This is a genomic window from Bradyrhizobium sp. USDA 241 (assembly GCF_049739505.1).
GTDB classification, from domain to species: Bacteria; Pseudomonadota; Alphaproteobacteria; order Rhizobiales; family Xanthobacteraceae; genus Bradyrhizobium; species Bradyrhizobium liaoningense.
On record NZ_JBMGPZ010000004.1, the window covers coordinates 632,869 to 658,995 of the forward strand.

23 protein-coding genes are annotated in these 26,127 nt (G+C 64.6%); 11 read left to right on the top strand and 12 right to left on the bottom strand.

The features are described 5' to 3' along the window. Positions 1 to 72 precede the first annotated feature (72 nt). The gene (locus tag ABIF91_RS12780; RefSeq protein WP_028178138.1) at positions 73 to 1,134 is read left to right on the top strand and encodes an MBL fold metallo-hydrolase; all 1,062 of its coding nucleotides are present in this window, start codon (positions 73 to 75) and stop codon (positions 1,132 to 1,134) included. Between the two features lie 296 nt (positions 1,135 to 1,430). Here the strand turns inward: ABIF91_RS12780 and aroQ are convergent, their stop codons facing one another. After that, positions 1,431 to 1,862, bottom strand: coding sequence for a type II 3-dehydroquinate dehydratase (gene aroQ / locus ABIF91_RS12785; protein ID WP_028178139.1), 432 nt, complete (start codon positions 1,860 to 1,862; stop codon positions 1,431 to 1,433). A gap of 335 nt (positions 1,863 to 2,197) precedes the next feature. On the opposite strand from aroQ, the gene hemA reads away from it, so the two are divergent. Continuing rightward, the gene (gene hemA, locus ABIF91_RS12790) at positions 2,198 to 3,427 is read left to right on the top strand and encodes a 5-aminolevulinate synthase (RefSeq protein ID WP_028178140.1); all 1,230 of its coding nucleotides are present in this window, start codon (positions 2,198 to 2,200) and stop codon (positions 3,425 to 3,427) included. Between the two features lie 319 nt (positions 3,428 to 3,746). Further along, positions 3,747 to 7,256: a PAS domain-containing hybrid sensor histidine kinase/response regulator gene (locus ABIF91_RS12795; RefSeq protein ID WP_028178141.1), complete on the top strand. Its 3,510-nt coding sequence runs from the start codon at positions 3,747 to 3,749 to the stop codon at positions 7,254 to 7,256. 10 nt (positions 7,257 to 7,266) lie between these two features. Here ABIF91_RS12795 and ABIF91_RS12800 read toward each other — a convergent pair whose 3' ends face one another. The 4 genes from ABIF91_RS12800 to ABIF91_RS12815 all read right to left on the bottom strand — a co-directional run bounded on the left by ABIF91_RS12800 (position 7,267) and on the right by ABIF91_RS12815 (position 10,249). Further along, the gene (locus tag ABIF91_RS12800; protein WP_424579181.1) at positions 7,267 to 8,112 is read right to left on the bottom strand and encodes an SDR family NAD(P)-dependent oxidoreductase; all 846 of its coding nucleotides are present in this window, start codon (positions 8,110 to 8,112) and stop codon (positions 7,267 to 7,269) included. Between the two features lie 16 nt (positions 8,113 to 8,128). Then, on the bottom strand, positions 8,129 to 8,692 hold the full coding sequence (locus tag ABIF91_RS12805; RefSeq protein WP_028178143.1) for a cytochrome P460 family protein: 564 nt from the start codon (positions 8,690 to 8,692) through the stop codon (positions 8,129 to 8,131). Positions 8,693 to 8,765: 73 nt separating this feature from the next. Beyond that, positions 8,766 to 9,794: an alpha/beta fold hydrolase gene (locus tag ABIF91_RS12810; protein ID WP_028178144.1), complete on the bottom strand. Its 1,029-nt coding sequence runs from the start codon at positions 9,792 to 9,794 to the stop codon at positions 8,766 to 8,768. Between the two features lie 35 nt (positions 9,795 to 9,829). Continuing rightward, positions 9,830 to 10,249 (bottom strand): organic hydroperoxide resistance protein, encoded by a 420-nt coding sequence (locus ABIF91_RS12815; RefSeq protein WP_028178145.1) that lies wholly within the window; start codon positions 10,247 to 10,249, stop codon positions 9,830 to 9,832. A gap of 194 nt (positions 10,250 to 10,443) precedes the next feature. Between ABIF91_RS12815 and ABIF91_RS12820 the strand changes: the two genes are divergently transcribed. Further along, positions 10,444 to 13,275 carry an ATP-binding protein gene (locus ABIF91_RS12820; RefSeq protein ID WP_424579365.1) on the top strand — a complete coding sequence of 944 codons (2,832 nt, stop codon included), beginning with the start codon at positions 10,444 to 10,446 and terminating at the stop codon, positions 13,273 to 13,275. A 5-nt stretch (positions 13,276 to 13,280) separates the two neighbouring features. On the opposite strand, the gene ABIF91_RS12825 is transcribed toward ABIF91_RS12820, so the two are convergent. The 4 genes from ABIF91_RS12825 to ABIF91_RS12840 form a co-directional block, all read right to left on the bottom strand. Continuing rightward, the gene (locus ABIF91_RS12825) at positions 13,281 to 13,961 is read right to left on the bottom strand and encodes a response regulator (RefSeq protein WP_028178147.1); all 681 of its coding nucleotides are present in this window, start codon (positions 13,959 to 13,961) and stop codon (positions 13,281 to 13,283) included. A gap of 249 nt (positions 13,962 to 14,210) precedes the next feature. Continuing rightward, entirely contained in the window at positions 14,211 to 15,479 is a 1,269-nt protein-coding gene (locus ABIF91_RS12830) for an IS256 family transposase (RefSeq protein ID WP_038952271.1), read from the bottom strand. 63 nt (positions 15,480 to 15,542) lie between these two features. Beyond that, positions 15,543 to 17,690 (bottom strand): DUF294 nucleotidyltransferase-like domain-containing protein, encoded by a 2,148-nt coding sequence (locus ABIF91_RS12835; RefSeq protein ID WP_424579182.1) that lies wholly within the window; start codon positions 17,688 to 17,690, stop codon positions 15,543 to 15,545. Between the two features lie 72 nt (positions 17,691 to 17,762). After that, on the bottom strand, positions 17,763 to 18,371 hold the full coding sequence (locus tag ABIF91_RS12840) for a hypothetical protein (RefSeq protein ID WP_028178149.1): 609 nt from the start codon (positions 18,369 to 18,371) through the stop codon (positions 17,763 to 17,765). On the opposite strand from ABIF91_RS12840, the gene ABIF91_RS12845 reads away from it, so the two are divergent. The 6 genes from ABIF91_RS12845 to ABIF91_RS12870 all read left to right on the top strand — a co-directional run bounded on the left by ABIF91_RS12845 (position 18,357) and on the right by ABIF91_RS12870 (position 24,094). Further along, positions 18,357 to 18,920, top strand: a complete 564-nt coding sequence (locus ABIF91_RS12845; RefSeq protein ID WP_244429950.1) for a DUF4212 domain-containing protein — start codon at positions 18,357 to 18,359, stop codon at positions 18,918 to 18,920. The two genes, ABIF91_RS12840 and ABIF91_RS12845, sit on opposite strands and share 15 nt — an antisense overlap. Before the next feature lie 12 nt (positions 18,921 to 18,932). Then, positions 18,933 to 20,912 (top strand): sodium:solute symporter family protein, encoded by a 1,980-nt coding sequence (locus ABIF91_RS12850; protein WP_028178151.1) that lies wholly within the window; start codon positions 18,933 to 18,935, stop codon positions 20,910 to 20,912. Positions 20,913 to 21,113: 201 nt separating this feature from the next. Beyond that, a complete protein-coding gene (locus ABIF91_RS12855) occupies positions 21,114 to 21,434 on the top strand; it encodes a hypothetical protein (RefSeq protein ID WP_050994946.1) in 321 nt (106 codons plus the stop codon). Next, positions 21,431 to 21,754, top strand: a complete 324-nt coding sequence (locus ABIF91_RS12860) for a hypothetical protein (RefSeq protein ID WP_028178152.1) — start codon at positions 21,431 to 21,433, stop codon at positions 21,752 to 21,754. The genes ABIF91_RS12855 and ABIF91_RS12860 overlap by 4 nt, the downstream gene beginning before the upstream one ends. 101 nt (positions 21,755 to 21,855) lie before the next feature. Then, positions 21,856 to 22,224 carry a hypothetical protein gene (locus tag ABIF91_RS12865; protein ID WP_155251832.1) on the top strand — a complete coding sequence of 123 codons (369 nt, stop codon included), beginning with the start codon at positions 21,856 to 21,858 and terminating at the stop codon, positions 22,222 to 22,224. 244 nt (positions 22,225 to 22,468) lie between these two features. Then, on the top strand, positions 22,469 to 24,094 hold the full coding sequence (locus tag ABIF91_RS12870; protein WP_193374331.1) for an MFS transporter: 1,626 nt from the start codon (positions 22,469 to 22,471) through the stop codon (positions 24,092 to 24,094). Positions 24,095 to 24,157: 63 nt separating this feature from the next. Here the strand turns inward: ABIF91_RS12870 and ABIF91_RS12875 are convergent, their stop codons facing one another. From ABIF91_RS12875 to ABIF91_RS12885, 3 genes are all read right to left on the bottom strand, one after another. Then, positions 24,158 to 24,631 (bottom strand): secondary thiamine-phosphate synthase enzyme YjbQ, encoded by a 474-nt coding sequence (locus ABIF91_RS12875; RefSeq protein WP_028178155.1) that lies wholly within the window; start codon positions 24,629 to 24,631, stop codon positions 24,158 to 24,160. 187 nt (positions 24,632 to 24,818) lie between these two features. Next, positions 24,819 to 25,334 carry a hypothetical protein gene (locus ABIF91_RS12880; protein ID WP_028178156.1) on the bottom strand — a complete coding sequence of 172 codons (516 nt, stop codon included), beginning with the start codon at positions 25,332 to 25,334 and terminating at the stop codon, positions 24,819 to 24,821. 41 nt (positions 25,335 to 25,375) lie between these two features. Continuing rightward, positions 25,376 to 25,618, bottom strand: a complete 243-nt coding sequence (locus ABIF91_RS12885) for a hypothetical protein (RefSeq protein WP_162131045.1) — start codon at positions 25,616 to 25,618, stop codon at positions 25,376 to 25,378. Between the two features lie 75 nt (positions 25,619 to 25,693). On the opposite strand from ABIF91_RS12885, the gene ABIF91_RS12890 reads away from it, so the two are divergent. Beyond that, positions 25,694 to 26,068 (top strand): AtpZ/AtpI family protein, encoded by a 375-nt coding sequence (locus tag ABIF91_RS12890; protein WP_028178157.1) that lies wholly within the window; start codon positions 25,694 to 25,696, stop codon positions 26,066 to 26,068. Positions 26,069 to 26,127 lie beyond the last annotated feature (59 nt).

Consider the following 26,127-nt stretch of genomic DNA (forward strand, 5'->3'; position numbering starts at 1 on the left):
ACGGCCATGCGGCGCCCGCCAGGCGTGCTTTTTCGGCTGGCGCCCTGCGCGCGCTGGGTTTAAGCGGGTAGCATGAGCTCAAAAACCGACATCGCACAGTCCTCGGCCGAGGCCCTGCGCTACCCCTGGGAACAGCACCCCGGCCCCGAAGAGGTCGTGGAGATCAGGCCCGGCGTGTTGTGGGCGCGGCTGAAGCTGCCGTTCCGCCTCAACCACGTCAACATCTACCTGCTCGCCGACGGCGACGGCTATGCCATGATCGATGCCGGCTTCGGCAACGAGGAGACGATCGAGGCCTGGACCAGGCTGTTCGACGGACCGCTGAAGGGCATCAACATCACGCGCCTGATCGTCACCCACTCCCACCCCGACCATGTCGGGCTTGCAGGCTGGGTGGTCGAGCGGTTCGACTGCCCGCTGGTGATGTCGCAGGTCGAATATCTGCAATCGGTCTATCACCAGAACCGCGGCACCGACGAGCGGCGCGAGGCTCAGCGGCTGTTCTTCCGCCGCCATGGCATGGACGAGTCGCTGACCGAGAAGCTGCTCGGGCGCGGCCAGGATTATCTCAAGCGCGTCTCGGTGCTGCCGCCGTCCTACCGCCGCATCTCGCATGGCGACGAGGTCGTGATCGGCACGCGCCGCTTCAAGGTGATCACCGGCGGCGGCCACGCGCTCGACCAGGTCATGCTGTATTGCGCCGACGACAAGCTGTTCCTCTCCGCCGACCAGGTGCTGAGCAAGATCTCGCCGAATGTCAGCGTCTGGGCGGTCGAGCCCGACCAGAACTCGCTCGGCGAATACCTGGCCTCGCTCGCGAGCCTCACCACCACCCTGCCCTATGATCTGCTGGTGCTGCCCGGCCATGGCGTGCCGTTCTATGGACTGAAGACCCGCATCAAGCAGCTCGCCGACCACCACGAGGAGCGCTGCCGCCTGATCGCGGAAGCCTGCCGCGAGGTGCCGCAAACCTCCCGCGCCTTGGTGCCTGTCGTGTTCAACAAGCACGTGCTGGACGAGCACCAGATGGGCTTTGCCGCCGGCGAACTCGTCGCCCACGTCAACTATATGATCGTCGAGGGCCGGCTGACGGCCGAGACAAGGGACGGCGTGCTGCAATTCAGGACGACGTAATTTCTTCGCCTCTCCCCGCAAGCGGCAGGGCAATCGCATATGGTGTGCAGAATGCAGCGGCATCAGCAGTGGGCTCCCTCCCCCGCTTGCGGGGGAGGGTTGGGGAGAGGGTGTCTCCGCGCTGGGATTATTGAGATTAACTGAGGACTTCCCTGTGCGGCGAGAACCCTCACCCGCCTCGCTCTGCGAGCGCGTCGGCCTCTTCCGCAAGCGGGAGAGGCCGAGCAAGTCTGCAGACAGTCCCCGTGCAATTCATATGCGATAGCCCTGCCGCAAGCGGGGCGAAGGAGACGTTCTCACTTCATGTTCGCAATCGCGTGCAGCGCCGCGACGTAGCCGAACGGTCCCAGCCCGCAGATCACGCCGGTCGCCACGAACGAGATCTTGGAATGCCGGTGATATTCGTCGCGGGCGTGGATGTTGGAGATGTGGACCTCCAGCACCGGGCCCTCGAACGTCTTGATCGCGTCCATGATCGAAACCGAGGTGAAGGAGAGACCGGCCGGGTTGATGACGATGGCGTCGGCATCCTGCCGCGCCGACTGGATCAGATCGACGAGCACGCCCTCGTGGTTGGACTGGTGGAAGGCGAGCTTGAGCCCGAGCTTGGCGGCGGCGTCCTCGCAGCTCGCGTTGACCTCAGCGAGCGTCGTCGTGCCGTAGATGTGCGGCTCGCGGATGCCGAGCATATTGAGGTTGGGACCGTTGAGGATCATGACACGCTTCATCGGGGCTTCCTTTCGCATGGGCTGTCCGACTGACCGGCGCGGTGCCCCAGCCGGGCAAGGCTATGGCGTCGGTGCAGCCAGCTTGGCCATCATGGATGGTGCGCGCGCCATGGACAAAATGTCCACGGCAGCCCTGCCTCCCCCAGTCGGGCCGGTCGCGGCCGGCAGTCCCGTGTTAGGCGCTTGATCCAAATCAACAATCACCGCCGGACCGGCGGTTATCAATTGGCACGCTCGCCTTGCCTCAAATGTGTGCTGGCGCATAGACATTGAAGCTTGAAAAGCTCTAAAAAATGAGCGGCCGTCATGGCCGGGTTCCGTTGCAGGTCTTGCCGATGGATTACAACCAGTTCTTCAATTCCGCTCTCGATCGTCTCCACACTGAGCGGCGCTATCGCGTGTTCGCCGACCTCGAACGCACGGCCGGCCGGTTCCCGCACGCGGTGTGGCACTCGCCCAAGGGCAAGCGCGACGTCGTGATCTGGTGCTCCAACGACTATCTCGGCATGGGCCAGCACCCGAAGGTGGTCGGCGCCATGGTCGAGACCGCGACGCGCGTCGGCACCGGTGCCGGCGGCACCCGCAACATTGCCGGCACGCACCATCCGCTGATCCAGCTCGAAGCCGAGCTCGCCGATCTCCACGGCAAGGAAGCCGCGCTGCTGTTCACCTCGGGCTATGTCTCGAATCAGACCGGCATCCCGACCATCGCAAAGCTGATTCCGAATTGCTTGATCCTGTCGGACGAGCTCAACCACAATTCGATGATCGAGGGCATCCGGCAGTCCGGCTGCGAGCGGGTCGTGTTTCGCCACAACGACGTTGCGCATCTCGAAGAGCTGTTGAAAGCGGCCGGCCCGAATCGGCCGAAGCTGATCGTTTGCGAGAGCCTCTATTCCATGGACGGCGATGTCGCCCCGCTCGCCAGGATCTGCGATCTCGCCGAGACGTATGGCGCCATGACCTATGTCGACGAAGTCCACGCCGTCGGCATGTACGGCCCGCGCGGCGGCGGCGTTGCCGAGCGTGACGGCGTCATGCATCGCATCGACGTGCTCGAAGGCACCTTGGCGAAAGCGTTCGGCTGCCTCGGCGGCTATATCGCCGCCAACGGCCAGATCATCGATGCCGTGCGCTCCTACGCGCCGGGCTTCATCTTCACCACCGCGCTGCCCCCGGCGGTCTGCTCGGCTGCAACTGCTGCGATCAGGCACCTGAAGAGCTCGAACTGGGAGCGCGAGCGCCACCAGGACCGCGCCGCCCGCGTCAAGGCGATCCTCAATGCCGCCGGCCTGCCTGTCATGTCGAGCGACACCCACATCGTGCCGCTGTTCGTCGGCGATCCCGAGAAGTGCAAGCAGGCCTCCGACCTCCTGCTCGAAGAGCACGGTATCTACATCCAGCCGATCAACTATCCGACCGTCGCCAAGGGCACCGAGCGCCTGCGCATCACGCCCTCACCCTATCACGACGATGGCTTGATCGATCAGCTCGCCGAAGCGCTGCTGCAGGTGTGGGACCGCCTCGGCCTGCCGCTGCGCGAGAAGTCGCTGGCAGCGGAGTAGGGTTCTTACCCTCCCCTGGAGGAGGGGGAGGGTCGGCTCACATGGAGCGCAGCGAAATGTGAGACGGGGTGGGGTGACGGTCCCTCCACCTCCAACAGTGCCCGTGTGGAGAGATCACCCCACCCCGCTCGCGCTGCGCGCGATCGACCCTCCCCCTCCAGGGTAGGCACCCGCGGTGCATGCTTGCACCTTAACGACAACCCCGGTTCCTCCCCCCACCCCGGCATTTCGCTATCGCTTGCGACCGTCCAACGCGCTAGGTTTGCAGGGAAAATGAGCACGGGCGCTGGCAGCGCCCAGGGAGAGAAGCACGCTCACCATGCTGCACGACTGGGGCGTGATCGCCGCCGCGTTCGGTTATATCGGCTTCCTGTTCCTGGTGGCGAGCCATGGCGACCGCCGCTCGCCGGCCGGGCGCGGTCGCGCCTCCGGGCTGATCTATCCGCTGTCGCTGGCGATCTACTGCACCTCCTGGACCTTCTTCGGCTCGGTCGGCTTCGCCACCCGCACCTCGACCGACTTCCTCGCGATCTATCTCGGCCCGATCCTGATGATCGGGCTCGGCGCCGGCGTGTTGCGCCGCGTGATCCAGCTCGCCAAAACCCACAACATCACCTCGATCGCCGACTTCATCGGGGCCCGCTACGGCAAGAGCCAGGCGGTGGCGGCGACCGTCGCGCTGATGGCGATCATCGGCTCGGTGCCCTATATCGCGCTCCAGCTCAAGGCGGTTGCCTCCTCGCTCGAAACGATCCTGAGCGAGGACCAGGCCTTCTCCCACATCCCGATCGTCGGCGACGTGGCGCTGATGGTGACGCTGTCGATGGCGGCCTTCGCGGTGCTGTTCGGCACGCGGCAGACCGATGCCACAGAGCACCAGCACGGCCTGATGCTGGCGGTCGCGACCGAATCCATCATCAAGCTGATCGCCTTCCTCGCCGCCGGCATCTTCGTCACCTTCTGGATGTTCTCGCCACATGAGCTGATCGAGCGCGCGATGAAGACGCCGGAGGCGGTGCGCGCGATCAACTACTCGCCGTCGATCGGCAACTTCCTGACCATGACGCTGCTGTCGCTGTGCGCGATCATGCTGCTGCCGCGCCAGTTCCACGTCAGCGTGGTGGAGAATTCCTCCGATGCCGAGGTCGGTCGCGCGCGATGGCTGTTCCCGCTCTACCTCGTCGCCATCAATCTGTTCGTGATCCCGATCGCGATCGCCGGCCTCGTGACCTTCCCGTTCGGCGCCGCCGACCCCGACATGTACGTGCTGGCGCTGCCGATGGAAGGCGGCGCCGATCTGCTCAGCGTCGTCATCTTCGTCGGCGGCCTGTCGGCGGCGACCGCGATGGTGATCGTCGAATGCGTCGCGCTCTCCATCATGGTCTCGAACGACCTCGTGGTGCCGCTGGTGCTGCAACGTCGGCCGGAGGGGCGCGCCGGCGGTGCCGATTTCAGCGACTTCCTGCTGCGCTCGCGGCGGCTCGCGATCTTCGCCATCATGGTGATGGCCTATTTCTACTATCGCGCGCTCGGCAATACCCAGCTCGCGGCCATCGGTCTGCTCTCCTTTGCCGCCATCGCCCAGCTTGCACCGAGCTTCTTCGGCGGGCTGCTCTGGCGGCGCGCGACCGCACGCGGCGCCATCGGCGGCATGCTGGTGGGCTTTGTGGTGTGGCTCTACACGCTGTTCATTCCGAGCTTCATGGATTCCTCGACATCAGGCATCATGCTGCTCCAGCACGGCCCGTTCGGCATCGAGGCGCTGCGGCCGCAGGCACTGTTCGGCGCCGACCTGCCGCCGCTGATGCACGGCGTCATCTGGTCGCTGTCGCTCAACATCCTGACCTATGTGCTGCTGTCGCTGGCGCGCCAGCCGTCGTCCATCGAGCTGTTGCAGGCCGATCTGTTCGTGCCCAATACGCTCGCACCGATCTCCCCGAGCTTCCGCCGCTGGCGCACCAGCATCACCGTGCAGGACATCCAGACCACGGTGGCGCAATATCTCGGACCCGACCGCGCGCGGCATTCCTTCGAGGCATTCTCGGCGCGGCGAAACGTGCGGCTGGAGCCCGGAGCACCTGCCGATTTCGAGCTGCTGCAACACGCCGAGCACCTGATCGCGTCCTCGATCGGCGCGGCCTCCTCCCGCCTCGTGATGTCGCTGCTGCTGCGCAAGCGGACGGTCTCCGCAAAGGCCGCGCTGAAGCTGCTCGACGACTCGCACGCGGCGCTGCATTTCAACCGCGAGATCCTCCAGACCGCGCTCAACCACGTGCGCCAGGGCATCGCCGTGTTCGATGCCGATCTGCAACTGATCTGCTCCAACCGGCAGTTCGGCGATCTCCTCAACGTTCCCCCGCATCTGATCCAGTTCGGCACGCCCCTGCGCGAAATCCTGGAATTCATCGGCGCGGGCGATCCGGACCATCGGCTCGAGAGCGAGGCCCTGCTGGAGCGGCGTCTCGCCGCCTACACCACCGACAGCGAGCCTTATCTCGAACGCCTGCCGGAACGCCACATGGTGATCGAAGTGCTCACCAACCATATGCCCGGCGGTGGCTTCGTCATCACCTTCACCGACGTCACGCCCACTTTCGAAGCCGCGGAAGCTCTGGAGCGCGCCAATGCGACGCTGGAAAAGCGCGTGCGCGACCGCACCGAGGAGCTGACGCGGCTGAACTCCGAGCTGGCACTGGCCAAGAGCGCGGCGGAAGACGCCAGCATCTCCAAGACGCGCTTCCTCGCCGCCGCCAGCCACGACATCCTCCAGCCGCTGAACGCGGCGCGGCTCTATGTCACGAGCCTGGTCGAGCGTCAGCACGAAGGCGAGGAGACGCGGCTGGTCGAGAACATCGACGAATCGCTGCAGGCCATCGAGGAGATCCTCGGCGCGCTGCTCGACATCTCCAGGCTCGATGCCGGCGCGATGACGACCTCGATCTCGAGCTTCAAGATGGCCGATCTGATGCGCTCGCTGGAGATCGAGTTCGCGCCGATCGCGCGCGCCAAGGGCCTGGAGCTCACCTTCGTGCCCTGCTCGCTGCCGGTCGAGTCGGACCGGCTCTTGTTGCGGCGCCTGCTCCAGAACCTGATCTCGAACGCGATCAAGTACACCCCGCGCGGCCGCGTGCTGGTCGGCTGCCGCCGCCGCGGCACCTCGCTCAAGATCTGCGTCTACGACACCGGCGTCGGCATCCCCCCGGTCAAGCGCGGCGAGATCTTCAAGGAATTCCATCGCCTGGAGCAGGGGGCGCGGATCGCGCGCGGCCTGGGGCTGGGGTTATCGATCGTCGAGCGGCTGGCACGCGTGCTCAAGCACGGCATCGCCATCGACTCCAATGCCAGCGGCGGCTCGGTGTTCTCCGTGACGGTGCCGACGGCGAAGGCGATCACCCATACCGCGGCCGTGACCAGCGCGACTCCGCTGGCGCGCACGCCGATCTCGGGCGCGCTGATCGTCTGCATCGAGAACGATGCGGCGATCCTCGACGGCATGCGCACGCTGTTGAAGGCGTGGGACGCCGAGGTGATCGCGGTCGCCGACCCCGAAGGCGCGATCGCCGCAATCGAAACAGCCGGGCGACGCGTCACCGGCCTGCTCGTCGACTATCACCTGGATCGGGGCAACGGCATCGCCGCCATCCGCGAGATCCGCCGCCGCTTCGGCGACGCCATCCCTGCGATCCTGATCACAGCCGATCGCAGTCCCGCCGTGCAGGTCGCCGCGCGGGACGAGAAGATCGCGGTGCTCAACAAGCCCGTGAAGCCGGCTTCGCTCCGTGCCCTGCTGGGTCAGTGGCGCACGCAGCAGATGGTGGCGGCGGAGTGAGACGCGCGGGTCAGTAGTCGGTCGATACGCTGAGCGCGCGCCACCTCTCCAATTCATCGAGACGAAGCCTGTCCGCCGCCGCGATGGCGTTCACGGCGTCGCTGCCGAGCGCAATCCGCAGGGGTGGGCGATCCATGTCGACGAGCTTCAACACGACGGCTGCAGCCTTGGCCGGGTCGCCGGGCTGGCGGCCATCGTAATCGCGCTGCATCCTGACGGCAGCGCCAACGACCGCGTCGTACTCCGGCCGTCCCTCGCCGGCCGCATGCGCGGCCTGGGCAAAGCCGGTGCGAAAGCCGCCGGGCTCGACGATCGTCACGCTCACGCCGATCAACGCCATCTCCCGCGCCAGCGATTCCGAAAAGCCCTCGATCCCCCATTTCGCGGCCGAATAGGCTGCGCGGGCCGGAGCACCAATGCGCCCGCCGACGGATGAGACCTGCACAATGTGCCCACGGTGCTGCCGACGCAGCACGGGAATCGTCGCTTTGGTGACGATGATGGTGCCGATCAGGTTGACCTCGATCTGATGACGGAACGTCTCGAGGCTGGTGTCCTCGACCGATCCGAGATCGCCGTAACCGGCGTTGTTCACGACCACATCGACGCCGCCAAATGTCTGCACCACCAAGCCGACCGCTGCTTGCGCTGCCGCCTCGTCGGTCACGTCGAGGGTTGCAAGCCGAAGCCTTTCACCGAAGCGCTCAAGCAACGGTTCGAGTGGCCCTGGATCCCGGGCCGACGCAAGCACTCGATCTCCCGTCGCAAGCACTCGATCTCCCGTCGTGAGCGCGGCTTCCACGATGGCCCGGCCAAGCCCGCGCGAGCTCCCGCTGATGAACCAAGTCTTGGACATGACGGTCTCCGGATGCTCAGGGCGCCAGGCGTGTGAAGACGTAATCGCGGCTCCTGGCGCGAGCCTCGTGGCAGGCGAAGCAGGTGCGATGCTGGGCCTCGTCCACCGGCCTGCCGTTGATGAAGCGGCCGAAACCCCAGCCGCCGGTGGCAGCGTATTTCTTGGAATCCTTGACCATCACCTGGACCGTGGTGGCGGCGCCGGGAATGGTTGCGGATGCGAACTCCGGCGATTGCTTCCGCTTCCAGGCGCGCTTGACCAGAATGGTGCCGTCCGGGAACGGGAGTTTCCCGGCCTGATAGGCGTCGATTGCGGTCTGGTTGCCGACCACAGCGCGAAGCTCGTCGAGCGGCGCCGCCTCTTCGGCCGGCGCGACCAGCTCCCACTGCTTGTAGCCCGGCGGAATCGTGACGCCGAAGATCGGCGAAGCATCCGCCGCGCTGCGTTCCACCGGCCCCTCTGCGGAGGCGATCGTGACCAGATACGGCGCGCAGGTCAGGAGCACGACAAGCAGCACTACCGTCAGCACGATCATCGTGGCGTAGAAGGACTTCTTCTTTTCAGGTTCGGTTGACGACATGACGTTCCTCAAGCAGGGATCAACGGGGCGATCCTCGATCCAGCCGGGCTGGACCGAGGGTGCTGACAGATGCTCAGGCGCCATCGGCCTCGATGACGGCCTTGGCAAAGGCTTGTGGCGCTTCCTGCGGCAGATTATGGCCGATGCCGCCGGTGATCAGGCGAAACTCGTAACGGCCCGAGAATTTCCTGGCATAGGCGCTCGGATCGGGATGCGGCGCGCCGTTGGCGTCGCCTTCCATCGTGATCGTCGGCACCTCAATCTGCGGAGCCGCCGCGAGCTTCTTTTCGAGATGCTCGTACTTCGCCTCGCCCTGGGCGAGCCCGAGCCGCCAGCGGTAATTGTGGATCGTGATCGCGACATGATCCTTGTTGTCGAGCGCCGCCGCGCTGCGATTGAAGGTGGCGTCGTCGAATTTCCATTGCGGCGAGGCGAGCTTCCAGATCAGCTTGGCGAAATCGTGCGTGTACTTCTCGTATCCGGCGCGGCCGCGCTCGGTGGCGAAGTAGAACTGGTACCACCATTGCAGCTCCGCCTGCGGCGGCAACGGCGCACTGCCGGCAGCCTGGCTGGAGATCAGATAGCCGGAGACCGACACCAGTGCGCGGCAGCGGTCGGGCCACAGCGCGGCGATGACGTCCGCGGTGCGCGCGCCCCAGTCGAACCCGGCGACGACGGCTTTCTTGATATCGAGCTTGTCCATCAGCGCGATGATGTCGACGGCCATCGCCGCAGGCTCGCCGTTGCGCGGCGTCTCACTGGAGAGAAAGTGCGTCGTGCCGTAGCCGCGCAAATAAGGGACGATCACGCGATAGCCGGCCTTCGCCAGGATCGGCGCGACATCGACGAAGGCGTGAATGTCGTAGGGCCAGCCGTGCAGCAGGATCGCGACGGGACCGTTCGAGGGCCCCACCTCCGCATAGCCGACGTTGAGAACGCCGGCGTCGATCTGCTTGATCGCCCCGAAGGACGCATTCGATGCGGAGGATCGTAGCGGTTCCGTCTCGGCGCGTGCGAGATCGATCACGCCGAGACCGACGGCGACGGCTCCTGTGGCGACGCCGAGAAACTGGCGGCGGTGTTGATCGATGATCTGCTTCATGGTGTTGCTACCTCGTGGTGGTTGATGATGCTGCGTCAGACCAGCGCGACCTTGACGTCGATGTTGCCGCGGACGGCCTTGGAGTAGGGGCAGGATTGATGCGCTTCATCGACGATGCCCTGTGCGGTCTCGCGATCGAGACCCGGCAGGCTGACATTGAGGCGCGCCCGGAGGGCATAAGTGCCTTCATCGAGAAGAAGATCGATTTCCGCATCGATCGCACTTTTCCTAGGAAGCACGATTTTCAGCTTGCGGGCCGCCATTTCCATCGCGCCTTCGAAGCAGGCCGACCAGCCGGCTGCGAACAATTGCTCGGGATTGGTGCCGATGCCTGCGCCGCCTGGCGGCGACAGCTTGACGTCGAGGCGACCGTCGGAACTGCGCGACATGCCGTCGTGCCGCCCGCCGCTGGTGTGCGTCCTGGCCGTGTAGAGCAGTTTTGCCGCTTGCGTCATGAAGGTCTCCTTGCCGTCGCACAACTGACTATCAGCGGTGCGCCCGGGAGACGCGTTTAGACTTGTGAGAAGTTGTGAGGCTGGCGGAGAACCTGTTACGAGGCCTGCAAACGTGGTCTGATGCCGATGCAAAGCTGGCCTTGCTGGATCGCTGCCTGCTGGCTATCCGGTTCCCCAATGAGCAAGATTTCGCGATGACTACGCCGACCGGGCCAAGACTCTCGTTCGGACCATTCACTGTGGCGCCACATGAAAGGCTCGTGACGCGCGACGGCGTCGCGGTGTCGCTGGGCGCGAAGGCCTTCGACGCGCTGATCGCGCTGATGTCGCGGCCGAACGAGGTCGTCAGCAAATGGGATCTGATGGCGCTGGTGTGGCCCGGCCTCACCGTTGAAGAGGCCAATCTGCGCTTTCACATCGCGGCCCTTCGCAAGGCGCTCGGCGACGGCAAGGACGGCGCGCGATACATCACCACGCTCTCAGGCCGCGGCTACTGCTTCGTGGCGCCGATCTCGCAAGCGGAGCTTCCGGCACTACGGCGGACCGCACCGCGGATGGAATTGCCTCCGGTCAAGCTGCCGAACCGGCTGCAACGGATGGTCGGACGCGACGAGGAGATGGCCGCCATCTCCGACAAGCTCCTCAACTCGCGCTTCGTCACGATCGCCGGACCAGGCGGCGTCGGCAAGACCGCCGTCGCGGTGGCGATCGCCCACGAGCTGCTCGAGACATTCTCCGATGCCGCGCACTTCGTGGACCTTGCCGCACTCAGCGATCCCGATCTCGTGATCACCTCGATCCTGCTGATGCTTGGCTTGCCGGCCCAGACCGACGATCCCCTGCCCGCGCTGCTCGCGCATGTCAGGGACAAGCGGATGCTGCTGATCCTCGACAATTGCGAGCATGTCATCGTCGCGGCGGCGCCGCTGGCCTCGGAGATCTTCCACGCTGCGCCGGATGTCCATATCCTCGCCACCAGCCGCGAAGCCCTGCGCGTCGAGGGCGAGCAGGTCTATCGACTGGCACCGCTCGCGGTTCCGCCCGAGGGCTCGGGTCTGACGGTCGCCGCGGCACAGACCTACCCCGCACTTCAACTCTTCTTCGAACGTGCCATGGCCGGCGGCGCGCAGATCGCGCTCGACGATGCCAATGCCGCGATCATCGCGCGGATCTGCCGCCAGCTGGACGGCATGGCTCTGTCGATCGAGCTCGCCGCCGGCCGGGTCGAAGCTTACGGCCTGGAGCAGACGGCCGCGCTGCTCGACGAGCGCCTCAATCTGCTCTGGCAGAGCCAACGCACCGCGCCGCCGCGGCAGAAGACGTTGCAGGCGACACTGGACTGGAGCTACGGGCTCCTGTCCGACGTCGAGCGCCTCGTGCTGCGGAGGCTGGCGGTCTTCGTAGGCCACTTCACTATCGACGCGGCACTCGAGGTCGTGACGGATGAGCGCGCCGATCGCTCCCACCTGTTCGGTGCCATCGACAGTCTCGTCGCCAAATCGATGGTCGCACCGCGGCCGATCGGCGCGATGATGCGCTATCGTCTGCTCGATACCACGCGCGCCTATCTGCTCGAGATCGAGCCGAACGACGCCGCGCTCGCCGCCCGCCACGCGAGCTACTACCGGCGATGGCTGGAACAGGCCGGCAGAACATGGGCGGCAACGCCGAACGCCGACGAACGGGCGATCCACTTCTCCGCGCTTCACAACGTGCGTGCCGCGCTGGACTGGTGTTTTGGCGCGGGCGGCGACCCCAACACCGGCATTGCGCTCGCCGCCGCGGCAGCGCCGATCTTCCTCGCGATGTCCCTCCTGACCGAATGCCGGCGCTGGTCGGAACGGGCGCTGCTTGCGATTGCCCCCTCCTCGCGCGGCGGCGCCGAGGAAATGCACATCCAGGCTGCCCTCGGACTGAGCCTGATGTTCACGCGCGGCGGCAGCGAGGCGGCACGCGTGGCCTTGAACAGGAGCCTTGCGATCGCCGAGGCGCGCGGCGACGCGCCGAACCAGCTCCAGCTGCTCGGCCGCATGCACATCTTCCACGAACGGATGGGACAGTTCGACGCCGCGCTTGGCTACGCGCAGCAGAGCCTTGCGGTCGCGAGGTCGCTCGGCGATCCCGGCTCGACCGCCCTCGCCCATTCGCTCCTCGGAGTTTCGCTCCACCTGGCCGGCGAGCATCGCGACGCGCTGAAGATGCTGGAGGTCGCCTGGCAAGCGCCGGGCACGGAACGAATCAGCACGATTCACGGCTTCGATCATCGCAACCGGGCCGGCATCACGCTGGCGCGCGAACTCTGGCTGCAGGGCCGGCCCGCGGACGCACTGCAACTGGCGCAACAGACGGTCGCCGAGGCCACGCAGATGGAGCACCCGATCACGCTCTGCATCGCGCTGATCTGGGCGGTCTCGATCTCGCTCTGGGGCGGCGATCTCGACGGCGCAGAAGAGAGCATCGACCAGTTCATCGCACATGCCGAATCTCGGTCGATGGGTCCCTATCTCGTGGTGGGCCGCGGCGTGAAAGGCGAGCTGGCGATCCGGCGGGGAGACGCCGCGCATGGCGTCGAGACAATCAGGGCTTGCCTGCGCGAGCTCCACGAGGCCGGCTACGAACTGCTCACCACGACCTTCAACATCGCGCTGGTTCAGGGCTTGCTGGCGCTTGGACAGTTCGAGCAGAGCGCGGGCCTGATCGACGATGCGATCCGGCTCGTCGAGCAGAGCGGCGATCATCTCTACATGCCCGAGCTGTTGCGGATGAAGGGCAAGGTCCTGCTGTCGTCGCCGCAGCCCGGGGCTGAGCAAGCAGAGGTCTACCTGATGCAATCCCTGGGTTTGAGCCGCCGCCAAGGCGCCACAGCCTGGGAGCTGCGCGCCGCGATCGATCTCGGCGGACTATTTGCCGAACGCGGGCAGCGCGAGGATGCGAGGCAATTGCTCCAATCGTCCCTCGAGGACTTTGCCGAGGGCTCGGAAACGGCGGATATCAGAGCGGCCAACGTACTTTTGAGCACACTGTAGCGGCCTCACGCCGTCGGCGAGCCCTGCGTCCACTGGCCGCCGGCGATCTTTGCGGCGGCGATTACGGCCTGGGTGCGGCTTTCGACGCCGAGCTTTTGCAGGATGGCCGAGACATGCGCCTTGATGGTGGCCTCGGAGACGCCGAGCTCGTAGGCGATCTGCTTGTTGAGAAGGCCCTCCGACAGCATCATGAGGACCCGGACCTGCTGCGGCGTCAGCGTCACCAGGCGGTCGCGCAGGCGCGTCATGTCGGGGTCGGACGCGGCGGACAGATCGGTGTCGGCGGGAACCCAGACGTCGCCGTCCATCACCTTGAGGATGGCGTCACGCAACGTCTCGACGCCGAAACGCTTTGGAATGAAGCCGGACGCGCCGAAATCGAGCGAGCGGCGGATCGTGGTGCTGTCGTCGGACGCCGAGACGATCACGACCGGAATCGCCGGATATTGCGCGCGCAGATAGATCAGACCCGAAAAGCCGGAGATCCCGGGCATCGAGAGGTCGAGCAGGATCAGGTCGACCTCGGAGGTCTGCTCCAGCAGCCCGGTCAGGTCCTCGAACGATCCGGCCTCGTCAATCCTGGCCGACGGGAGAACACCTGCCACCGCCTGTCGCAGCGCATCGCGGAACAAGGGATGGTCATCGGCGATGACGAGGTGGGTGCTTGCATTCGCTGTTGCAGTCATCTGTTCCGCAGGCCGACGAAAGATCGGGAAAGAATATCAACTCGTTGCTGATCAAGCAGCAATTGACGATTGTTCACTGACTGGAGCCGTCTTGCAAGGCAACCTTGCGCCCGCACTCGCAAGGCAGTTAATCACGGCTGCGAACCAATTGATGCTGCAGCGCAAAAAGCCGCTGACGGGTCTCATCAATCCCTGAACAGCAGGTCTCGGGTCAAAGAGCTATGGCTGATTTTGGGTGACGCGGCCTGATCAGGCGGCGTGGCTTTCAGTGTTCGGAATGACTTCGATTCCGTCGATGAACTTTACACCGGCGATGACTTTCGGCAACTGGTTCGTGCTCTTCAATCGCCGCCAGGTCTTCGATGCGGCGTCGATGAGCTTGAACACCATCAGCTTCGCAGTTTGTTGCGACAGCGATCCCTTGGTCCGCACCGTTCGGTGGCGCACCGTGGCGAAGACGCTCTCGATCGGGTTCGAGCTGCGTAGGTGGATCCAGTGCTCAGCAGGGAAGTCGAAGAAGGCGAGCAGCGCATGGCGATCCTTGATCAGGCACTCCACCGCACGTCCGTATTTGACGTGGTATTTCTCGACGAAGACGTCGATCGCGGTTTCAGCTTCGGCCCGGTGTGGGGCCAGATAGATGTTCCGCAGGTCGTTCTTCATGGGGCCCTGCACGGATTTGGCGACCTTGTCGAGTACGTTGCTCACTTTATGGCACCAGCATCGTTGGTGCCGCGTGCCGGGAAAGGCCTCGTCCAGTGCCTTCCAGAAGCCGAGGGCGCCGTCGCCGATGGCGAGTTGCGGGGCAATCCGTAACCCGCGTTGCCGCAGGTCGATCAGGAGTTCGCGCCAGCTCTGCGCGCTCTCGCGCACGCCGACCTGGAAGCCGATCAGCTCCTTCTTGCCTTCCGGCGTGGTGCCAATCAGCACCAGCATGCATTCGCTGTGATCTTCCATGCGGGCCTGCAGGTACACGCCATCGGCCCAGATGTAGACATAGCGACGCGCCGACAGATCGCGTCTCTGCCAGCGTTCGTACTCGACCTGCCAATCGGCCTTCAGGCCGGCGATCACCGAAGGCGACAGGTTCGGCGCATCCTTGCCGAGCAGCGCCGAGAGCGCCTCCTGGAAGTCGCCGGTCGAGATGCCGCGCAAATAGAGGACCGGGATCAAGGCATCCAGGCTCTTCGTCCGCCGCGCCCATAGCGGCAGGATTGCCGAACTGAAGCGGAGGCGGTCGCCTGGCCCGCTCGCTCCGCGGTCGCGGACCTTGGGACGAGCGACCTCCACCGGACCGATGCCGGTCGCAATCTCGCGCACCGGACCGTGCCCATGTCGGACCAGGCGCGCTCGACCGTCGGGCAGCGTCAGATTGGCCGTGCTGGCCAGAAACGCGCCAACCTCGATCTCGATCGCCCTGGCAAGCAGGTCCCGCGCGCCGGCACGAACGATATCGGTCAGTGGATCATCAACCGCGGACGGCTGACGGAAAGCAAGAACATTGGTAGTCTCGGTCATGGCGTATCGCTCTCCTCGAGAGGTTCTGGCAGGCTCGTCACCCGCCTCGATACGCCGCCTTCCTCACACCGTCATCACCCAGATTCCGCCATAGCTCCGGGTCAAATCATCGATCACGGTGACCGCTTGAAGCGCTGCCCTCAATCGCTCGCGGTCACGGGCCGACAATCGCTTGACCAACACCGCATTGGAGGGCGGCGTCCCCTCCGCCACATCCGCAATCTGTTGCGACACGATCAGCTCCAGAAAGACACCATGGGCCTCGTCGAGCGCATCGAGATCGGTGTCGCCACGGCCAACCACGGCCTTCACACCCGCGAGTCGCTGCGATGTCGACCGGCCCATCACATGGTAGCGAATCGCCATCGCACGCGCTGCAGCGACCAGGCCGAACAGCCCTGCCGCCTTGAGGTCGATGCGACCGCCTTCAGTGCGGATGCCGCCGAAGAATTTCAGGCTCGCAGGAACGCTGATCCCCTCGACCAGAAGCTTGGCGAAAGCGACCTGCCCCTCGGCTGCCGCGAAGGCCGCCTGCCTGACGGAGACGGCAAGGCTGCCGTCGCCATGAACGGCCCGGAGATCGAAGAAGATATCCACCGACAACAGATCCTTTGGACTGGAGCGCCAGACCCAGTGCTCGATGCGGTCCCGCCACGTTGCAACAGAGCCGCGCCAGGGCGGATTTTTCGCCATGACGCCCCCCTTGCAATAGGGCACACCGGCCTCGTGCAGAATATCTGCAACGTGCGCCCCGAACGCCTCAAACCAGCGATCCTCGCCGCCTCCCGGTTCGCCTTGCTCGAAGATCACGGCATTGTCCTGATCCATCGCCAGCAGGCTTTCGCCGCGTCCGGCAGACCCGAGCACGACCAGCGTGTATGGGGTTGGGGGGTCGCCCTCGCCGCGTTCCCGCATGAGCCGCTCGGCAATCACGGCGGCCTGACGGGTGAGGGCGCAGAGCTCGCTGGAAATCACGTCCGCAACCTGACGGCCGGACAATCCTTCCGCCAGGAGCACCTCTGCAACCCGCGGCAGCTTCGCCCAGGCCAGCGCCAATGCCTGCGTATCCGCGGCATCCTCGATCTCGTCCCCGAGCGAGATGGCCTCCCCTGCCCGCAGACGCAGCAGGTCCCGCGCGGACAACGCACCGACCACCCGGCCGGCCTCATCGACAACGCCGAGATGACGGGTCTTGAGCCGATTCATCCGGCCAATCGCGCGATAGACGAGCGCGTCCTCGGGAATCGACGCCAGCGGCCTGCTCATGATCCGGTGCACCGGCAGCTCCAGCGCCGGGGCACCGAGCCGGGCGATCGCCCGCAGCACGTCGCGCTCGGTAACGATCCCGGCCTCGACGGCCTTGACGTCGTCTGCGGCCGTATCCGGCGCGCCGACGTACACAGCCGATATTCTCTCGCTCGTCATTCGCTCCAGGGCGTCGCCTACCAGAACGTCCGCACCGACGAAAATGGCGGGATACCGCATGATGTCGCGGTTGCGGTGGCGATAGGCATAGGCGTCGAACCGCTTCAGCGTTTGTTCTGCATCGATGCGGGCTGTCGCTTCGACCGCCTCGATCCAGCCCATCCGCACCTGATCGTCGAGCACGGCGGTGAGCGCGCGACAGACCCGCTCGGCTTGAACAACGGTCCGGATGCCGTGCTCGCGCAGCCTCGGCAGCAGCGCCAGGAAGATCCGTGCCGTCGTGATCGCATCGCCGAGAGCGGAATGCCGACCGGCCACGTCAATGCCAAGCCAGGCCGCAAGATTCTCCAGCTGGTATCCGCCGAGGTCCGGCGCAACGATCTCCGCGAGCAGTCTGGTATCGAGCGTTCGAGGCCGGGACCATGGCAATCCCGCCAGATCGCATTCGCGCTTCAGGACCGCCAGATCGAAACCGATCATGTGCCCGATGACGACCGCCCGGCCGAGGAACGCCTCGAAACTTGGCCAGACATCCACAAACAGCGGCGATTCAGCGACCGTGGCATCATCGATGCCGTGAATGCGCGTCGTCTCCGCTGGGATCAGTTGATCGGCCGGCCGCAGCAATTGAACGAACGAACCGCCGTCGACCAGCTTTCCGGCCGACAGACGCACGCCGGCAAGCTCGATCACCCGCGCCTTGCGCGGATCGAGCCCGGTCGTTTCGGCATCGATGACAACGGCGTCGAGCGACAAAAGCGGGGCAGCACCACTTGTCGTATCCATTGTCCTCCCTCGGAAGGCCCGGACCGTGCGATGCCGGCCGGCAAACCGGGCATTGGCAGAAGCCGGGCGATCCTACGCCAGCAGCGTGTTGGTCACCGCAGCCGCATCGATGCGATCGACCAACTCGTCATGGATGTTGCACAGGCTGACGCGCAGGTAATTGCGTATCGTCTCGAAATCCCGTCCGCGCAGTTTTTCGTGGATCGGCATCATCGCAAAATAGGTTTCCGCCAGCGGCTCGGGAATGTCCATCACGCGCTTGGGCGCATGCCCGCCAACGAGGTCGAGCCGCTGCTCCAGCTCGCGCCGGGCCTGAAACCAGCCATCCTCGCCGATCGACGGCGGCACTGGATAGCGGTCGAAAACAGAGAGGACGACGAGGATCATCTGGTCGAGAACCGCCCGGCGCTGCATGCCGGCATGTGGGCGCAATACCCCCTCGACCATCTCGCCGACCATCGCAAGCCCGAGCGGATAAGCCTGCCAGCGCGAACGTTCGACGGCTAGTGCAAACCCTTCCTCGGCAAACAGCACCTTGGCGTAGTGGCCGGCGCGGGCACGCGAATACTCGTAGATGCCCTTCTGCGCGATGAACGCAGATTGTGCGTCGATGAAGTCGGCAAGCGCCTCGCGGTCGCCAATCGGCGGCCGGGGACGAAAGAATTTTTGCAGCAGCTTCATCGCAGTCCGATCCTGCCAGACGGAAACGCCGTGCTATCCCGCGCTCGCCGCGCCCGAATTGTCAACGGCCGCAACGCTGTTCGCATCCGCAGCATCGGTTCCCTCCGAAAGTATTATAAAGACCTCGGCACTCCTGATGTTAGCCTGCGACATTCCAAATTGGCGAAAGACCGGTTGGAAGGCGGCACGGGGGGGGCCGCAGCGACGGGTATGCAACCCCTCGATTCCTCCGGCTCGCATGCCGGAGTGCTGACAGAGGAAATGCAGCCCATGCCAGACTCCCACAATCTCAGAGAACGAGAAGAAGCCCACTGGCGGAAGACCTCGCGCCTGATGCTGATCAACCTCGGCATCTGGTTCTTCTTCGGATACGTCATCCACATGTTCGTGGTTCCGCTCAACACCATCCAGTTGCCGATCCTTGGCTTCCCGCTCGGCTTCTATATGGCCGCGCAGGGTTCGCTGATTGCCTTCGTGGTCATCCTGTTCGTGTTCGCCAGACAGCAGGACAAGATCGACCGAGAATTCGGCTTTGCAGAAGACGACTAGGGGGGATTGAACATGGCTACGCAGGCCTCAACCGGCGGCTCTGACTTTCTCAGCAACCTTGGGCGGATCTACGGCTTCTACACCGGTGGATTCGTCGCGTTTGTGCTTCTGCTCGCCGTCCTCGAGATGATCGGGGTGCCGAACAAGGTCCTCGGCTACCTGTTCGTGTTCTTCACGCTCGCGGTCTACGCCATCATCGGCATTCTGTCGCGAACGGCACAAGTTTCGGAATACTACGTGGCAGGCCGCAGCGTGCCGGCGTTCTACAACGGCATGGCCACCGGTGCCGACTGGATGTCGGCAGCGTCGTTCGTCGGCATGGCGGGCACGCTGTTCCTGCTCGGCTATGACGGACTTGCCTGGGTGCTCGGATGGACCGGCGGCTTCGTGCTGGTCTCCATCCTGATCGGGCCTTATCTGCGCAAATTCGGCGCCTATACGGTGCCGGACTTTCTGTCCTTCCGTTATGGCGGCAATTTCGCCCGGGGGCTGGGCGTTATCGTGCTCGTCGCCTGCTCGTTCACCTATGTGACGGCGCAGATCTACGGCACGGGCATCATTGCCTCGCGCTTCCTTGGAATGCAGTTCGAGCTCGCAGTTTTCGCAGGACTGGTCGGCATCCTGGTTTGCTCGATGCTGGGCGGCATGCGCGCGGTGACCTGGACGCAGGTGGCCCAATACATCGTGCTGATCATAGCCTACCTGACACCGATCGTGATCCTGTCGACCAAGATCTACGGGATACCGATTCCCCAGCTGACCTATGGACACGCGATCGCGGACATCACGGCGCGCGAACAGGAGATGCTCGCCAACGGACTAGCGGCGGCAGCAAGCCTCAAGCCGCACATTCAGCCGTTCCTCAGCTATAGTCCGCTGAACTTCTTCGCGATCATCCTGTGCATGATGGTCGGCACGGCCTCGCTGCCGCACATCCTGATGCGCTACTTCACGACACCGTCGGTGCGTGAGGCGCGGCAATCCGTGGCATGGTCGCTGCTGTTCATCTTCCTCCTGTACTTCTCGGCGCCTGCCTACGCGGCGTTCTCGAAACTGGAGGTGTACACGAACATCATCGGCCGCGATCTGTCCGCGATCAGACCCTGGCTGTTCAGCTGGGGCGAGCTCGGGCTGATCCAGATCTGCGGCAAGAACGCCGTCAACATCGACGCCGTCATTGCCGCGTGCAAGGCCGTTGCCGGTCACCCCGGTGTGGTCCGGCTGCAGGACTTCGTCATCAACACCGACGTGATCGTGCTCTCGACACCGGAGATCGCGGGGCTTCCCTACGTGATCTCCGGCCTCGTCGCGGCCGGCGGCCTGGCTGCGGCTCTGTCCACCGCCGACGGGTTGCTGCTCGCGATTGCGAACGCATTGTCGCATGACGTCTACTACAAGATGATCGATCCGAACGCGCCGACGGCACGCCGGTTGATCATCGCGCGCGTGCTGCTGCTGGCGGTCGCCGTCGTTGCTGCGGCGACGGCCGCCACCAAGCCCGGGGATATCCTGGCCATGGTCGGCTGGGCGTTCTCCCTGGCGATGGCAGGCAACTTCCCGGCGCTCGTGATGGGCGTCTGGTGGAAGCGCACGACGTCCGCAGGCGCGGTCTGCGGCATCATCGCCGGGTTCGGGCTCTGCCTGTTCTACCTCGTGACCACGCGCTATTTCCCGGGCGCGGGCGTCAAGTATTTCGGCATGACGTCGCTGCTCAATCCGGCCACCGGCGCGCCACTCGTCGACATCGCCAAGGCCATGGCGTTGCCCAACGCGATGGAGAGTTGGCCGACACTGGCCCACCCGCTGGCCAACAAGGTGGGGTGGTTCAACCTCAACAACATCGCCTGCGGCTTGCTGGGTGCGCCCTTCGGCTTCGCCGTGATCGTCATCGTGAGCCTGCTGGGACGGGCGCCGTCGCGGGAAATGCAGGCCTATGTCGACGAGATTCGCAAGCCGCGAGGCCGCACGGTGCTCGAAGAGAAAACCACCTGAGCGGATCGGATCGATTGCGACAACGGGGCCTTGCGAGGCCCCGTTTTTGTTTGCGACCGGTGGCGCTCGCTTGCCCCGAACCGTCTGCCTTGACATTGTTGCGTGCGGAAGCTGGCGCAGAATACCCGACGGCGTGGACGGAGCGAGCGACCCTCGCAAGACCATGCTGCTTCCAGAGCGAGGCCCGGAGGAGGATAGATTTTGGACATTGCCGACTCGTTCGCCAGATACTGGTATTTTCACCTGCCGAACTTCGTTCTGGCGGCACTGATGTACACCATGCTCGGCCGCTTCCTGCTCGGCCTCTTCGTCGACGCCGACTCGCCAAACTATATCTGGCGCTTCTTCTGCCGCTTCACCGATCCGGTGCTCACCGCCATTGCAACCGTCACGCCGAAGGCAGTTCCTCCAGCCGTCGTGTGGCTGTTCGGTTTTGTCTGGATGTTCTGGTTGCGGATCGTGCTCCACTACACATTGCTCGTGCTCAATCTCGCGCCGCGGCTAGCGGGAGGAGGATCATGAGCCGCAACTTCTTCCTGATCGGTATTGCCTTCTTCGGAATGATCAACGGCCTCTTCAACCAGCTTTGGCTGATCTTCGCCTTGCTCTATGTCCAGCCGCTCGCAGGCCCTCTTCTGTTCGGAAGCATGTCGCTGACGCTGATGTTCGCCTCGCTGATGGTCTCGACTGCCACCGTCATCCTGGGCGGCATTCCCGCCGCCATCTACGAACGCGTCACCGGCGCACCGGAGTCGAACGGCGTCTCGCTTTGGATCTGGCTGGCCGGCACGGCGATTCTGGCGCTCCCCGCCGCCGGCAATTTCATCAGCATCGGCCTCTGAACGACGGGCGGGAACCATTGAAGGCAGGCCCCGCAGGGACTACCCTAGGCCGCATCCCGATCCTCTCGATCCCAATGAGCCAGGCGACGGAGTCCCTCCTCATGGAAGAAATGCGCCGCATCGCCTTTGAAACGGTCCTGCGCGCGTGCGGATTTGCCTCCCTCGCCATATTCTGCGTCATGATCGGCCTTTCGTTTCTGCCGGGCTCCGCGTTTCAGGCGGGAGGCTTTCTGAGCCTGATCATGACACTGGTGCTTCTCCTGAAGGCGGAGGAAGCGCGGACCAAAGACCACCGCCGCACCGAGATGTGGCTGTATCTTCCAAAAGACAGGCGCCCGCCTCAGCCGCATGCACAAAAAACAGTCTCAGCGGTGATGCGCGAGACCTATCTGGTGTTTGCATACTGGTCTGCGCTGGTGTCCGTCGTGATGTGGATTGTCGCGGTGGGCTTTTCCGTCCTTGGACTTTAGTTTGAGGCTGCAGACCCCACGGTATTTCGTTCCCGCGGCTCCGTGATTTCCCGTCCGATATCTCCACGGTGCTCCCGATTCGCGTCGAAAGTACTATTGGGCCGGATGCGGTAGGCATGTAATTGCTCGCCATCGATTGGTGGCGCGCCCGCGTGGCGCGGATCGGTTCTTGAAAAGAAAACAAGCGGGAGCGAATCGGATGACGACAGTAACTGCAACATCTGCACCATCTGCCGGGGCCGGCATGACGAAGGACGAACGGTTCGTCATTCTCGCCTCCTCGCTCGGTACCGTGTTCGAGTGGTACGATTTCTATCTCTACGGTTCGCTGGCAAGCATCATCGGCGCCCAGTTCTTCTCGGCCTATCCGCCCGCAACCCGCGACATCTTCGCGTTGCTGGCGTTCGCCGCCGGCTTCCTGGTTCGCCCCTTCGGCGCCATCGTGTTCGGCCGCATCGGCGACATCGTCGGCCGCAAATACACCTTCCTCGTCACCATCCTGATCATGGGTCTGTCGACCTTCATCGTCGGCCTGCTGCCCAACGCCGCGACCATCGGCATCGCGGCGCCGATCATCCTGATTATCTTGCGTCTTGCCCAGGGTCTGGCGCTCGGCGGTGAATACGGCGGTGCTGCGACCTACGTCGCGGAGCATGCGCCGAACGGCAAGCGCGGCTACTACACCTCCTTCATCCAGACCACTGCGACGCTCGGCCTGTTCCTGTCGCTGCTCGTGATCCTGTTCACCCGTTCCGCGCTCGGCGAAGCGGACTTCGCGGCCTGGGGCTGGCGCATTCCGTTCCTGGTGTCGGTGCTGCTGCTCGGAATCTCGGTCTGGATCCGGCTTCGCCTCAACGAATCGCCGATCTTCCAGAAGATGAAGGACGAAGGGAAGGGTTCGAAGGCGCCGCTGACGGAAGCCTTCGGCAACTGGCAGAACGGCAAGCTCGTGCTGCTCGCCCTGCTCGGCGGCGTGATGGGCCAGGGCGTGGTCTGGTACACCGGCCAGTTCTACGCGCTGTTCTTCCTGCAATCGATCCTGAAGGTCGACGGCTATACCGCCAACCTGCTGATCGCCTGGTCGCTGCTGCTCGGCACCGGCTTCTTCATCGTATTCGGCATGCTGTCCGACAAGATCGGCCGCAAGCCGATCATTCTCGGCGGCTGCCTGATCGCGGCGCTGACCTTCTTCCCGATCTTCAAGATGATCACCACCAACGCCAACCCGGCGCTGGAGAAGGCCATCGAGCAGACCAAGGTCGAAGTGGTCGCCAATCCGGCGGACTGCGGTGACCTGTTCAACCCGGTCGGCACCCGCGTCTTCACCGCACCTTGCGACACCGCGCGCGCCTTCCTGTCGCAGTCGTCGGTCAAGTACTCGACGACATCCGGTCCCGCCGGCTCCGGCGTAAAGATCATGATCAACGGCAAGGAGCTGCCCTACACGAACGCCAAGGACAGCAACCCGGCGGTTCTCGCCGCGGTGCAGGCGGCGGGCTATCCGAAGGCGGGCGACGCCGGCATCGTGAAGATGTCGCATCCGCTCGACATCTTCCGTCCGCAGGTGGCGGCGATCATCGGCCTGCTGTTCATCCTGGTGCTGTTCGTCACCATGGTGTACGGCCCGATCGCGGCGATGCTGGTCGAACTGTTCCCGACCCGCATCCGCTACACCTCGATGTCGCTGCCCTACCACATCGGCAACGGCTGGTTCGGCGGCCTCTTGCCGGCGACCGCCTTCGCCATCGTGGCCTCGACCGGCGACATCTATGCCGGCCTCTGGTATCCGATCATCTTCGCGTCCATCACCGTCGTGATCGGTTTCTTCTTCCTGCCCGAGACCAAGGACGTCGACATCAAGGCGACCTGATCGAAGCAGCGATCGACGACACGAACCGGCCGCGGTCTCCGCGGCCGGTTTTGTTTTGTGCGCTTACTGATTGCTGCCGATGAATTGCAGCACGATCTCGCGGCGGTGCGGGCGGCTGCGATGCTCGACCAGATAGATCGCCTGCCAGGTGCCGAGCGCGAGCTTCCCCTTCAGGACCGGGACCTGGAGCGAAGTCTGCGTCAGCATGGTCTTGATATGCGCGGGCATGTCGTCGGGCCCCTCGGTGTCATGGGTCCAGCCGGCGTTCTCCGGTGCGAGTCGTGACAGTGCCGTGGTGAGATCGACCAGCACGGAGGGATCGGCGTTCTCCTGAATCGTCAGCGAGGCCGAGGTGTGGCGGATGAACAGCGTCAGCGCGCCGTCGCGCGCGCAGGCCTCGACGATGAATTTTGCGGCTTCGCTGGTGAGGTCGGTGAAACCGCGACCGGGGGTCTGCACGGTGAGCAGCGACGATGCGACGGTGGTGGCCTGTACCGAGGATGGCGCTGAATGCGTGACGGACTTGCCTGATGTCATCAAAAATCCCTCAACTCCGGACGCGCCCCCACAAGGGTACGGGGTGGGCAAAGGCGCAAAGCGCCGTGCCCACGTCTTCTCTCGTCCACGTCTTCTCTCATCATCGTGGAAACATGGTGGGCACGGCGCAAGGGCGCCTTTGCCCACCCTACAAGAGCTCAATGCTTTGACCGCGCGAAGGGGGTCTTCAAATCTTGCCCGACACGTCCTTCTGCACGCGGTTGGCCATGTCGATCAGCCGCCGCCAGGCCTTTTCCAGGAACGACATCACGCGATCGACGTCCTGGTCGCTCGGCAGCGGGATCTCGATCTTGCGCTCGCCCTCGGCGGCCTTGGGCTCCGCCTTCTTCAACTGGTCGGATTTCGGCAGGGCCTCGTCGATCTTGCCCGACACCGTCGGCCCAGCCGCGAGTTGTCCCTTCAGCCTCTCGACCTCGGCCTGGAGCCTGCCGATCTCGGCGTCGAGTGCGGTCCGCTCGTCGGGCACCGCGTAGCAGGCCCAGCCGGCGTCGTTCTTGGTGCAGGTCGATACCGTGCCGGTGCGCGTATCGAGCCGCAGCACGCCCTCGGCGATGGGCGTCATGCTGTAGCGGCCATTTTCGCCGTCGGGCGCGGATTGGGCGGCCACGAGGCCGCCGCTGACGACCATCACCGCGGCGGCCGCCGCAAGCCATGATGTTGTGGATGACGTCGCTGGTCTCATCGCCCTCTCCGCCACGGCACCGGTGCGGCTTTTGTGCAATTCTACACCCGCGTCAGGCAATCCGCCGCCAAAAACCCGCCTCTGAAATCAACGAACGCGGTGGCTTCTTTGATCCAGGCGGTGAGGCGAAAGGACAGCCGCGTCCGCCGATCGTGAGGAGACCTGCTGCGGTGCGGCGTCACGCTGTGCGCAGCGCTGCCGCGCACGCCGATATCATCAAATAAATCAGCCACATAACCGAAAGCGACGCAATCGTGACTTGGCTTGACTTGATTATGGGCCATCAGTATGGTCCGCGCGGCTTTTGAGGGTGACGGGCGCAATTTCCATTCAGCCGCAGCGTTTCGGGTCTTCGTTGCATGACACAGGGCACGGGACACGGCGACGATGGAGATCGCGATAAATCGTCCGAGGAAGCCGCGCTTTCCGAACGGCTCGGAAGTCTTGATCAGCGGTTGTCCGAATTTCGCGACCGCCGTACCAAGACCGAGCAACCCGCAGGTGACGGTGGAGACAGAGCGGCCAGAGCCTCGGCGATGGCGCTTGGTTTCCGGTTATCCTCGGAGTTGATCGCCGGCGTCGCTGTCGGAGCGGGGATTGGCTGGGGGTTCGACCGCTTGCTGTCGACGTCGCCCTTCGGATTTATCGTGTTCCTGCTGCTGGGCTTCGTGGCTGGCGTGGTGAATGTGGTGAGAACGGCGGGCGCGGGTCAAAACAGGCGCGGCGATTCCTAGCGGATCCCACCAGGAGGAATGATCGTGCCGGCCTCGCCGGTACGGGCCGGCCCGGCCGG